Here is a 12,089-nt window from a genome sequence, read left to right as displayed (position 1 = left end):
GTTAACCCACCCGGTGTTGATAGAGCACGTCCAGCGCGTCTGCGTCATCCGGCTGCTGATCGGGGGTCGGGGCTTCTGCGCGAGAAGAGGGTTTGAAGACCGCGGGGTTGTGGCTGCCCACCAGTACATACCATTCCGCTTCACTTAAATAGTGCTGACACCAGCGGCCTAAACCGTCGGCCAGCTGCTCACGGCTATACTCGCCGCTGCGAAAAGCGTGGGCCAAGTGCAAGAGGTCTTGGCGGGCGGTACGGGCACGGGCGTTACCGCCATGTACTTTGGAAAGCGGGCAGCGTCGATCATAGGCCGCGTTGGTTAACGCATTTAACCAACGCTCTACTTCATGTGCCTGAATACCGCCGTAAACTGCCACACTCCACTCCATGCTAAACGGTTATTTGATATTACTAACGTTGACTGAAAGGTCATTAGACTGCCCGATTTTGGGATAACTGTCATCTTCTCATCCCGCGGCTAGCCTCGCCCCTGCTCAAAACCTTGCAAGACGTTCACCACATTGACACCGATCTCTTCAACGGCATAGCCCCCTTCCATTAAAAACACACACGGGAGCCCAGCGTCAGCTAGGCGCTTACCCAGGGCAGTAAAGTCAGCGTGTTGAAAGGTAAAGGCACTTATAGGGTCGCCTTCAAATATATCCACTCCAAGCGATATCACAATAAGCTCGCATTCAGCTTGATGAATACGCTCCAGCGCCTGTTCCAAGGTAGCCATCCACGTCGCTACCGAGGTACCTGGTGGTAGCGGGTAGTTAACAGTATAGCCTTCCCCCGAGCCTTCGCCGATTTCATCAGCGTAGCCAGAGTAGTAGGGGAAGGTTACCTCTGGGTCGCCGTGCAGCGATAAAAACAGGACATCGTTACGATGATAGAAAATGTGTTGGGTACCGTTACCGTGGTGGAAGTCGACATCCAGCACCGCGACCCGGCGCTTACCGGCACTCACCGCCCGCTGGGCGGCTATTGCGGCGTTATTGAAAAAGCAGTAGCCGCCAAATTGATCATAGGCCGCGTGGTGGCCGGGCGGGCGGCACAGGCCAAAGCTTGGCTCGCCCGTTGCTAGGGTATAGTCGACGGCGCCCAAGGCGGTGTCTTTGCTCGCCATGGCGGCGGCAAAAGTGCCTTCAGTAATGGAGGTTTCCGCCGCTAGGGCATAATAGCCTAGCTGGCCACTGACAGAGCGGGGGATTTTGTCGCTCCGCAGGGTGCGCGCTGGCCAAATATTAGGAATGGCTTCCCCTTCATGCCCGGCGGCTTGCCAGGCCTGCCAGCAATTTTCTAAAAACGCGATGTAGTCTGCATCGTGCACCGCAAGCACCGGTGCAAGTCCGTAATCACTGGGTGCGCGCACCTCAAAGGCCGCCTTGCGCAGTGCGCTAAGCACTAAATCTATACGTTCCGAGCACTCGAACGGCGCCACTATTGCGCCATCATGTAGTTCGCTTCGCGCTTGCCGCCGGCGGCTGTCTTCGGAGAAAAATGTCAGCATTGCGAGTCCTCATTCAATAGGGAGTAAGGCCAGCGAGCAGCCCATTGGCGTTTTTGCGAAGGCGATTGCTGTTTCAATTGGTACTCCGCCCGGCTGGCGGCGGCACGGTCAGCAAAGGGCTGCGCCCCTAGCAGCGCTATCGGCGGGTTAGCCCGGGTATAACGTGCACCTTTTCCACTGCAGTGGGCGTGGTAACGCTTGGCAAGGTTATTGGTAATCCCTGCATAGGTGCCGCGTTGGCACTCCAATAAATAGAGATACCACTGAGTCGCTGCCGCTGAGTGTGCCGCCGTTACCATATCGCCTCGCTAAGGCATGGGAGATGAAGAGAGTGCCTGAGCCGTCATTAACTGCTCCAATGCCGATAGCGGCATTGGCCTTGCTAAGCCAAAACCCTGGAAAAAATCGCACTGGTAAGTGAGTAGCCGCTGATGCTGCTCATCAGTTTCGACGCCTTCGGCCACCACTTTTAACCCCAGGTGGTGAGCCATGGAAATAATACCTTGCACGATAGCGGCATCGTCATCGCTATGGGTTAACTCTTTAATAAAGCTGCGATCAATTTTAACGGTACTAATCGGCAAATGCTTTAAGTAGCTCAAGCTTGAAAAGCCGGTACCAAAATCATCAATTGAGACTTTAATCCCCATACTGCGCACCGAGTGCAGAATATCAATAGCATTGGCCGTGTTATCCATCAAAATGCCTTCTGTCAGTTCTAGCGTTAGCTGCGCTGACGGCATCCCTGTATCCATTAGCGTTGCGCTCAGTGTTTCCAGAAAACTAGCGCGATGAAACTGCAGGGGAGACAAGTTGACAGCTACGCATTTTGCTCCCAGCCCTTTATCGTTTAACTGCTGCATATCCGTGCAGGCACGGTTAAGCACCCACTCGCTAATAGGCATAATTTGCCCTGTCGCTTCTGCCAGCGGGATGAATCGATCGGGGGAGATATACCCCTGGGTAGGATGAGGCCAGCGCAGCAAGGCTTCTAAACTGGCAACTTGGCCATCGCGGTTAAAGATCGGCTGGTAGTAGAGTTCAAACGCTTGGCGTTCAATAGCTTCTTGTAGGTCATTGCGCAGCGTGACCCGCTCGCTGGCGATATCGTGGCTGTTGTGGTGAAACCAGGCGTAGGCATTGCGTCCCTGCTGCTTGGCCCGGTACATAGCGATATCGGCTTGCTGAATCAGCGTTTGCGGTTGAGGTGTGTCTGGCTGACTCATGGCGATACCGACGCTGGCACTTAAATGAAGCTCGCGCCCGTCGATACAGTAAGGCTTTGACAAGGCAGGCAACAATCGCTCAACGACCTCTTCTGCCTGGGCCTCATGGGGCGTGTTGGTCAGCAGCAGGACAAATTCATCGCCACCCAAGCGCGCTACCGTATCCTCTTGACGTAGCGTATCGCGTAAGCGCTGGGCCACTTCTACCAGCACTTGATCTCCTACCGCGTGGCCTAGGCTATCGTTAATCGGCTTGAAATCATCTAAATCAACAAACAGCACACTGATACGCTGATGATGCATGTTGGCTAGCGCAAATTGCTTACACAGCGTTTCCTCAAACAGCATACGATTGGGCAGCCGCGTTAGATCGTCGTGACTCGCATAGTAAGATAAGCGCGCTTCAGACGCTTTTTGCTGGGAAATATCGTGCTGAATGCCAACGAAGTGCGTTACCTGCCCTTCTTGATCCCGCACAGGCGCTATATATAAATCATTCCAAAACGGGGTGCCGTCCTGCCGATAGTTGCATATCGTAACGTGGACTTCGCGCCGCTCTTTGATGCCGCGTCTTAGCTGTGCAACCACCTCAGGGTCGCTATCTGGCCCCTGCAAAAAGCGGCAGTTGTGCCCAATAACGTCTTCCTGGGAGTAGCCGGTTATTGCCGTAAATGCCTTATTGGCATACACAACCGGTGTGTCAGGCAGGCTGGCATCGGCAATCAGCACCCCGTTCACGCTAGCCTCAACGCCACGTTCCAGGGTGCGCAAGCGGGTTTGTTGTTCACGGCTAGCAGTCACATCCTGGGCAATACAGTGCACGCCCACAAAACTGCCATTAATACTAATCGGTAACGCGACTAAATCGAGAAGATGGGCTTCTCCATCACGATCCCGAAGAGTGAGCTCAAACCGGACACTGTTGCCCATCACTACATGTTTAAAATACTCACCCACACGCTCAACATCCGCCCCCTCGATGAAGTGCGTAAAATGCTGGCCAATAATGTCAGCGTTGGCATATCCGGTGATGGCGCCACAGCTATTATTCGCCGTCACGAAACGCCCCTCGGCATTGAGAGAAAACACGGCATCGGGGTGATGTGTAAACAAAGAGCGGTAGTGCTGTTCGCTTTGCTCTAATGATTCCCGTGCCAGAAAAAGCTCTTTAGTACGGCTCATGCTAACGATGACGACGCCCACGCTAAACGCCAGCAACCAGCTCAGCAATAGCCCCCCTAGGGCCACTGCCACCGGTATGACGCCTACCATATACCAATTATAATGCTCGCCGGGATACGCATGTAGCGTTACGTTTATGCCACCGGGCAGCCCCACATGACGCGATACTATTGCCTGTACAGGCGCCAGCGCCTCATTCGCACTAAAACCAGCGGGATGAAGCACCATCAGTGTTTCGGCCCTGCGGTTTATCCCCACTTGAAAAGGCCCCAGGCCTAGCCTCAGCTCTTGGCCTAGTAGCGTGCGCAGGTCAAATGCCGACAGCAGTTGCTGTTCACGGCTCTCGATGGGCACCGCCATCATCACCACGCTGTTCTGCGTCTCATCGGGCTGAAATAAACGGGGGCGGCTAAAGGGCACGGCTAGCCACGACTGAACCAAAGGCTGGTTCAGCTGCTCTAGTAGCCATACATCACCGTCGTTGCTACGCCCTTGCGACCAAACTGCCTCGCTCTGGGCATTCACTAACGCGATGGCTTACAAACTGGGCGTATCAAGGAAATAGCGCTGTGCGTCGCTCTCATGTAGCACCAGCCCCTGCTCAGCAGGTACTACATCCAAACGGTTTGCCATTCGCTGCATTAGCTGTAACCGCGCAGTCATCACCTGCTCAGCATTGAGTTGAACACTATCAAGCAAGTAGCCAGCCTGCTGTTCAATCTCGTTGCGCTGGTTGATACTCAAAAACAGCCAGGCTAGGCAACTGATCACGACGCCCCCCAGCGCGACGATCACCGTGTGTTTGCCTGGGCTTAAGCGTTTAGAGCGCTCGCGCCAACTGGCCACCAGCAGAGCCGTCCCGGTTAGAAACACAAACACCAGTGCAGCAAGGGGTGACGAGCTAAAAGGCGGACGATAAGCAACGCTTGCTTGCCACATCAACACGATGACAACGCCACCAAACAGCCATAGGCCCAGCCCCACCGTGCGCCAAACCATACGGCTGCGGGAAGGCGCAATACCTAACCAACAGCAGAGATTAATCAGCAAAAGCATGACGGCAGATAGCGACGTAATGCGCGGCTCGCCGGTTATCAAAGAGGCGCTAACGCCGTTATCCACCTGGTTGTGTAATAAGGTGTATATCAGCAGTATGGATAACAGCGTAGCGCTGGCGAGCCTGACAACGGCAGCGTGAAAAAGCGTGGCCAACAGGGCACTGCCAATCAGTACCGTGACGATAGACGCGTCGGGCACTAACATGGGCCCTACCAGAATGCCCGGGAACATCATCCAGCCGATTAACCCCGCACACCCCATCACTAGAAGCGTTGCCGCTGCCATTAGCAGCAGCGTTTGTGCTGCTAAGTCTCGCGTATTTAATGGCATGAAACGCACTTACTCCTTTTCAACGCTTGCACGCGACTAGCGCTGAAACTGTATCGCACCGGCAAGGGCCTGCAGTTGCTGATACTGCTCTTCCAAGTAGTGGCCGTAGGCATCTAAGGCTTTAAAATCAACGAAAGAGCCATACGTTTGCTCTAGTGCATGCACCAACTCGGGCGCTGCCAGCGCTTGCTCGAATGCTTTGGCGACGACTCCCAACCGCTCTTTCGGTGTATTCAGCGGTGCAAATAAGCCACGGTCAGTGGTGTTGACCAGCGCAATGCCCTGCTCATGCAGTGTAGGCACATGGGGTAAATCAGCCAGCCGGTCTTCGCTGGCCACGCCAAGGGGTAATAAAGCGCCAGCATTAAAAAGCGCGCGCGCCGAGGGCAAGTTCAGCATGGCAAAGTCCAGCTCGCCTCCCAGTAACGCTTCCACTTGGGCGCTGGTGCCCGGGTAGTGAACAAATTGTACATCCGCCGCTGAAATGCCTTCTTCGGCAAAAAAATGCAGCCAAAAAAAGTGATCAGTCGAGTGCGGGATAACGCCAAACAACAGCGGCTCGCTCTGCTGGTGAATCAACCTCTTGATGTCCCCAGCCCCTGTAGCAGCGTGGCCTGCTCTAGTAGCAGGAATGTTGACCGTTCGCGTAAGCAGTGCCACCGGCGCAAACGCTTGGTGAGAGTACGCGGCGACTCCCGAGAGATAGGAAAGGTCGATGGTTTGGTGGCTGCCTAGCAGCGTGTAGCCATCGGGGGCGCTCTCCTTGACGAACTGAGAGCCCAAAATAGCGCCACCCCCTGGCATGTTAACGGTGGTGATGGGGGCCTCAAGGTACTCTTGGGCCTGAGCAGCCACAGCGCGCAAAAGCACATCGGTAGCCCCACCCTCGCCATAGGGCACAACTAAGGTAACCCCTGCAGAGGGATAAGGCTCATCGGCTAGTAATGATGCGCTCACACTCAGCCCCATCACCCCTGCACCCATCACGGCGAACCCGGTCACGCCAAACCCGATCACGCCAAACCCTTGTAACAGCGTTAACCAACGCCAGTAGAAATACCCTACCCAGTGTTGGCACACAGATAATGGTTGATGGACGGATAGTGCTCGCTGCTGGCTCATTGCTTGGAATGCCTCATCCTTCTTAGCGTTAGCTACTCACCGCAACATACCTTTAATTTACGCTCGCTACCACATAAGCACCGCTCATTTCGACGAGGCTTTAGCCGCTCAACCCTAGGATCGCCATCCACATACCACCAGCGCCCCTCTTTAAAGCGAAAACGCGAGATCTCCTCTAACACATGCCAGCCGCCTGGCTCACGAAAATAGGCTCGAAAATGCACGCTGCCGGTGCTGCTACTCGGCGGGGGCGCAGCCACAATAACCAGCGACTTCCATTGAGTATCCGGGTCTGGCGGCAAGTGTGCTGGCCGCGTGGTGGCGTACCAGGAGTTTAATAGATAATCCGGTTGATTCAACGCAAAGGCTGTGTAGCGCGCGCGCATAAGCGCTTCTGGCGTGGGCGCGTTAGCACCTTGGAGATAGGGCTGGCAACACCCTTGTAGCGAAGTATTGCTGCCACATGGGCAACTATCGGTGGCTAACTGAGTCATAATGGTGGCTCTAGTATGAACAAAGAGTAGGGGCGCAGTAGATAATTTGTTTTGATATCACCTCAGTGTAAATGTATCGGTGCTGCCCTAGAGTAGGTATAGTATCAAAGCAACATCACTAGACAGACGGAGTACGCAACACGACCGATCATTCTTTCCAAACGCAGTGGAGGTTCTCCTATGAAGGTTTATAAACCGGAATGGCAGTGCACGTTTAGCGTAAACGAAGGCGCGGTAGAATCAGCAAACTGGAAAGAGCGAATCGCGTGGCGGCTAAGAGCGTTTGCCGACCGTCTTGAAGGCGGCGGACGCACAGTGAAGATCGACTGCAACGTCTCTCCACACGTTAGCCAAGACGAAGTCGATACCTGTTTAGGGAAAGGGTTTGAAGTGACCCAGCGGCTGCTAACCCAGCTGGCCCGCCAGCAGGCCTGTGAAGATGTGATGCGCCACGCAAAAGCAGAGCTTTACGAAGAGCAATCTCAAGCTTGAAGCAGTAGAGTAATATCTTAGAAAAGCACCCGCCCGTTGTTAACAGCTTTTGTTAATAGTTGGCGGGTGTTTTTTATTGGACGTTTTTCACCTAGACCTCATCCCGAAAACGGCGTTTCTAACGCTTCGCCTAAGCGCTGCATAAACGCAGAGCACGCGTTTAGCTGAGTTACCTCAATATACTCATCCGGCTGGTGCGCCTGGGCAATACTGCCCGGCCCCAAAATAATCGTTTGCAACCCCTTCCCCTGGAACTGCCCTGCTTCTGTCGCGTAAGCAACCGCGTGGCTGCAGCAGTTATCAGGCAAATGGTCTTTAGCCAAGCGGAGCACCTGATCGTTATCGCGGTCGGCTAAGCCTGGCACCGTAACGTTTAACGGCTCTGTGACTATCTCAACCGTTTTGCCTTTCGCCGATAGCGCCTCGCTAAGCTGAGCGCAGTACGCCTCAAAACGTGCATATATTTCGCTGAACGACTCCGTTGGCAGGTGGCGAATTTCCCATTCGAACTGGCACTCACGCGCCATGATATTGATCGCCGTACCGCCTTTAATTTTACCTACATGCAAACTGGTATGGGGCACATTAAACGCTTCGTCGACTCGCCCTTCTTCTACTAGCGCCGCCATAGTGTCTTCAATAAAGGTGACCAGTCGCGCGGCGATATGAATCGCCGAGGTACCCTGATTCACTTGGCTACTATGGGCTTCGCGGCCAATCACCGTGGTACGCAGGTTGGTAGCGCCCTTTTGCGCTACCACCGGCTGCATGCTGGTGGGTTCCCCCACAATGACATGGGCCGTGGTGGTGTAGTGTTCATAAAAGCGTTTAATCAAGCTAGGGGCACCGACGCAGCCAATCTCTTCGTCGTAAGAAAACCCAAAATAGATAGGCTGCTTAAGGGGCGCGTTCACCCAGGTGGGCACCATGGCCAGCGCGCAGGCAATAAAGCCTTTCATGTCACAGGTGCCACGTCCGTACAAGCGGCCATCACCGCCATCACATAGGGTAAACGGATCGCTCGACCATGGCTGGCCTGCCACTGGCACCACATCGGTATGGCCAGAAAGCATCACACCGCCAGGGGCATCAGGGCCTACGCGGGCGATCAAGTTGGCTTTGGTGCCGCAGGGGCTCATGACGCGCTCTGAGCTAACGCCGTAGTCTGCCAAATAGCGCTCAACAAACTCAATCAAGGCCAAATTGGATTCGCTGGAGGTCGTGTCAAATGACACAAGCTTCGCCAGTAACGTGGTTGCGTCTGTCATAGGACTCTCTTAATTCTCTGATTTTCGCCACACTAGCACTGCACCAGGGCTTTTCCTACTCAGCGAGTTAACCGATAACTGCTAAACGTGACTGTCACGTCAGCTTCATCGTGCATTCATAAAAACGTCATCTACACTACTTATTGTTCAATGCACCCAATGAATCCAAAAAACGCATTGTCGAGAGCTTACGGGCCAGACCGACCTGGCGACTCAAGCTCAGACCTACAAGGAGCTGTTATGTCTCGCTTCACACTGCGCGCACTTGCTATTGGCGTGGCCACTGCCAGCCTTAGCCTATCTGCCCACGCCACCACAGAGGTCAACTGGTGGCATGCGATGGGTGGTCAGTTAGGAGAAATTCTTGAAGGCATCACCGATGACTTCAACGCTTCACAAGACGATTACCGCGTGCGCCCCAGCTATCGGGGTAACTATACCGAAACGATGACCGGTGCCATCGCGGCTTTTCGTGCTGGTGAACAGCCCCATATTTTACAAGTCTTTGAAGTTGGCACGGGCACCATGATGAATGCCGCCGGTGCGGTATATCCGGTATACCAGCTGATGGAAGACCACGGCCGTGCGTTTGACAATGACGCCTTCCTGCCTGCGGTGGTCGGTTACTACACCGACACAGAGGGCAACATGCTCTCCTTCCCGTTCAACTCGTCAACTCCCATCATGTACTACAACCGTGACGTGTTTGAGGAAGCCGGTTTAGACCCCGAGCAGCCGCCGCAAACGTGGCAAGAGATGGAAGCCTTCTCAGCGCAAATCCAGGAATCCGGTGCTGCTCGCTGTGGTTTTACCTCCTCTTGGCCTAGTTGGGTGATGCTGGAAAACTTCTCAGCCATGCATAACTTACCGCTGGGCACGCTGGAAAATGGCTTTGGTGGCATAGAAACAGAGCTGAATTTCAATAACGAGCACGTCGCCCGCCACTGGGACAACTTGAAAGCCTGGCAAGAAGAGGGGCTTTACCGCTGGGGCGGCCCAGGCGCTGGTGACGACGCGGTGCCTATGTTCTACGCCGGTGACTGCGCGATGTTCTTTGGCTCCTCCGCTTCTCGTGCTGACATTGCCGCTAATGCCGACTTTGAGGTTGGGTTTGGCATGTTACCTTACTACGATGATATTGACGGCGCACCGCAAAACTCAATCATCGGCGGCGCTACGCTGTGGGCCATGCAGGGCCACGATGACGAAGAGTATGAGGCCGTTGCCGCTTTCTTTGACTACCTCTCCCAACCTGACGTGCAGGCCGATTGGCATCAGCGCACTGGCTATCTGCCGATTACTCAAGCGGCCTGGGATTTAAGCGAGGAGCAGGGGTATTACGACGAGAACCCAGGTGCCGACACGTCCATCAAGCAAATGACCCTCAACGAGCCCACAGAAAACTCCATGGGCCTGCGCTTTGGTAACTTTGTGCAGATTCGCGACATCATCTCCGAGGAGATGGAAGCCGTCATGAGCGGTCGCAAAGATGGGCAGCAGGCTGCTGACGATGCGGTTCGCCGGGGTAACGCGCTGCTCCGCGATTTCGAAGCCGCCAACCAATAAGCTAGTAACTTCTTCGCCGCCTACCTACCCGTAGGCGGCGCTTTCGTTTGTTGTAAGGTGAGCTTCCATGCAGACTAAACGCATGACGTTTCCTGGCCGCTGGTTGCCTTATGCACTGCTGGCTCCCCAGGTCATTATTACGCTGATTTTTTTCATCTGGCCTGCGGGCAAAGCGATGTATCAATCGCTGCTACGCGAAGATGCTTTCGGCCTGCGTAGCACCTTTGTGGGTCTGGAAAACTTTGCCCGACTGTTTCGTGACGGCGCGTACCTCAACTCACTGTCAGTCACCGTGGTATTTGCCGTCGGCACCACGCTGATTTCCATGTCAGTGGCGCTGCTGCTCGCCAGTACCGTGAACCGCATGATCCGCTCTCGAAGCACCTACACCACACTGCTCGTATGGCCTTATGCCATTGCGCCAGCCATTGCCGGGGTGCTGTGGTGGTTTATTTTCAACCCCTCTATCGGCATCGTGCCTTACCTGCTGGAGATGGTGGGTTACAACTGGAATCACCGTACCTCGGGTAATGATGCCATGCTGCTGGTGATTTTGGCTGCGGCCTGGAAGCAAATTTCCTATAACTTTTTGTTCTTCTTGGCAGGCATGCAGTCTATCCCCCAGTCGTTGATTGAGGCCGCCGCTATTGATGGCGCAAGCCCCATGAAACGCTTTTGGACCATCGTGTTCCCCCTGCTCTCACCCACCACGTTCTTCTTGATGGTCGTTAACGTGGTGTACGCCATGTTCGATACCTTCGGCATTATCCACGCCACGACCCAGGGCGGTCCCTCTCAGGCCACCAACATTCTGGTTTATAAAGTTTACGCCGATGGCTTTATTGGCCTGAACCTCGGCTCTTCGGCAGCACAGTCCGTGATTCTTATGATCATCGTGATACTGCTCACCGTTGTGCAGTTCCGTTTTATTGAGCGGCGGGTGAACTACTAATGGCGCACGTTCTAACCTTTACCGATAAGAGAGCCTTGTGATGGTTGAAAATCGCCCCTGGGCCAACCTGTTTGCCCATACCATTCTCATTATTGGCGTCGCGCTGGTGGTGTTTCCAGTGTATATCGCCATTGTTGCCTCGACCCATGGCCCGGGTGAATTCTTACGCGGCACGCTGCCCCTACTGCCTGGCCCCCACGCCATCGACAACTACACCGCTATGTGGAGCACCGGCCTTTCCCGCGCCGGCGCGCCGCCCGCCGGACAAATGCTCTGGAATAGTTTTGTAATGGCGATGGCCATCACAATCGGTAAGCTCTCCATTTCGCTGCTGTCCGCGTTTGCCATTGTGTACTTCCGCTTCCGCTTCCGGATGTTCTTCTTCTGGATCATTTTCATCACCCTGATGCTGCCGGTGGAAGTACGCATTATCCCAACGTTCCAGGTGGTCGCGGACCTGAAAATGCTCAACAGCTTTGCCGGGCTCTCTATCCCGTTAATTGCCTCGGCGACCGCCACGTTTCTGTTCCGGCAGTTTTTTATGACCGTACCTGAAGAGATGCTGGAAGCAGCACGGGTCGATGGCGCGGGGCCGCTTAAATTTTTTAAAGACATTTTGATGCCGCTGTCGATTACCAATATCGCAGCGCTGTTTGTGATCATGTTCATCTATGGCTGGAACCAGTACCTCTGGCCGCTGCTGATCACCACCGACCCCGACTACTACACCATTGTGATGGGCATTCAACGGATGACCACCGCCGCCGATGGCGACCCGCAGTGGCACTTGGTGATGGCGGCGGTGGTCATGGCAGCACTCCCCCCTGTGCTGGTGGTGCTCTTTATGCAGCGCTTATTTGTGAAAGGCCTGACCGAGACGGAGAAATAA

Annotated in this window: 12 protein-coding genes; 4 read left to right on the top strand and 8 right to left on the bottom strand. The window is 54.6% G+C overall.

The annotated features are described in order from the left end of the window. Position 1: 1 nt before the first annotated feature. From MOY_RS05255 to MOY_RS05225, 7 genes are all read right to left on the bottom strand, one after another. On the bottom strand, positions 2–373 hold the full coding sequence (locus MOY_RS05255) for a hypothetical protein (RefSeq protein WP_009097297.1): 372 nt from the start codon (positions 371–373) through the stop codon (positions 2–4). A 101-nt stretch (positions 374–474) separates the two neighbouring features. After that, a complete protein-coding gene (locus MOY_RS05250) occupies positions 475–1,509 on the bottom strand; it encodes a histone deacetylase family protein (RefSeq protein ID WP_009097294.1) in 1,035 nt (344 codons plus the stop codon). Then, a complete protein-coding gene (locus MOY_RS05245) occupies positions 1,503–1,808 on the bottom strand; it encodes a GIY-YIG nuclease family protein (protein WP_009097292.1) in 306 nt (101 codons plus the stop codon). The genes MOY_RS05250 and MOY_RS05245 overlap by 7 nt, the downstream gene beginning before the upstream one ends. Before the next feature lie 9 nt (positions 1,809–1,817). Beyond that, a complete protein-coding gene (locus MOY_RS05240) occupies positions 1,818–4,442 on the bottom strand; it encodes a putative bifunctional diguanylate cyclase/phosphodiesterase (protein ID WP_009097290.1) in 2,625 nt (874 codons plus the stop codon). Positions 4,443–4,454: 12 nt separating this feature from the next. Further along, on the bottom strand, positions 4,455–5,306 hold the full coding sequence (locus MOY_RS05235) for a hypothetical protein (RefSeq protein WP_009097288.1): 852 nt from the start codon (positions 5,304–5,306) through the stop codon (positions 4,455–4,457). Positions 5,307–5,342: 36 nt separating this feature from the next. Continuing rightward, complete coding sequence (locus MOY_RS05230; RefSeq protein WP_009097286.1) at positions 5,343–6,428, bottom strand: Bug family tripartite tricarboxylate transporter substrate binding protein; 1,086 nt, start codon at positions 6,426–6,428, stop codon at positions 5,343–5,345. A gap of 32 nt (positions 6,429–6,460) precedes the next feature. After that, positions 6,461–6,922: a YchJ family protein gene (locus MOY_RS05225; RefSeq protein ID WP_009097284.1), complete on the bottom strand. Its 462-nt coding sequence runs from the start codon at positions 6,920–6,922 to the stop codon at positions 6,461–6,463. 180 nt (positions 6,923–7,102) lie between these two features. Between MOY_RS05225 and MOY_RS05220 the strand changes: the two genes are divergently transcribed. After that, entirely contained in the window at positions 7,103–7,414 is a 312-nt protein-coding gene (locus tag MOY_RS05220; RefSeq protein WP_009097282.1) for a hypothetical protein, read from the top strand. A gap of 98 nt (positions 7,415–7,512) precedes the next feature. Here MOY_RS05220 and argE read toward each other — a convergent pair whose 3' ends face one another. Further along, positions 7,513–8,682, bottom strand: a complete 1,170-nt coding sequence (argE, locus tag MOY_RS05215) for an acetylornithine deacetylase (RefSeq protein ID WP_009097280.1) — start codon at positions 8,680–8,682, stop codon at positions 7,513–7,515. Between the two features lie 240 nt (positions 8,683–8,922). Between argE and ugpB the strand changes: the two genes are divergently transcribed. The 3 genes from ugpB to ugpE all read left to right on the top strand — a co-directional run bounded on the left by ugpB (position 8,923) and on the right by ugpE (position 12,089). After that, the gene (ugpB, locus tag MOY_RS05210) at positions 8,923–10,248 is read left to right on the top strand and encodes a sn-glycerol-3-phosphate ABC transporter substrate-binding protein UgpB (RefSeq protein WP_009097278.1); all 1,326 of its coding nucleotides are present in this window, start codon (positions 8,923–8,925) and stop codon (positions 10,246–10,248) included. A gap of 67 nt (positions 10,249–10,315) precedes the next feature. Beyond that, positions 10,316–11,200: a sn-glycerol-3-phosphate ABC transporter permease UgpA gene (ugpA, locus tag MOY_RS05205; RefSeq protein ID WP_009097275.1), complete on the top strand. Its 885-nt coding sequence runs from the start codon at positions 10,316–10,318 to the stop codon at positions 11,198–11,200. A 40-nt stretch (positions 11,201–11,240) separates the two neighbouring features. Beyond that, complete coding sequence (gene ugpE / locus MOY_RS05200; RefSeq protein WP_009097273.1) at positions 11,241–12,089, top strand: sn-glycerol-3-phosphate ABC transporter permease UgpE; 849 nt, start codon at positions 11,241–11,243, stop codon at positions 12,087–12,089.

This window comes from Halomonas sp. GFAJ-1, assembly GCF_000236625.2.
Classification (GTDB): Bacteria; Pseudomonadota; Gammaproteobacteria; order Pseudomonadales; family Halomonadaceae; genus Vreelandella.
The sequence above is the reverse complement of the archived record's forward strand: the minus strand, read 5'-3'. Positions and strand labels throughout refer to the sequence as shown.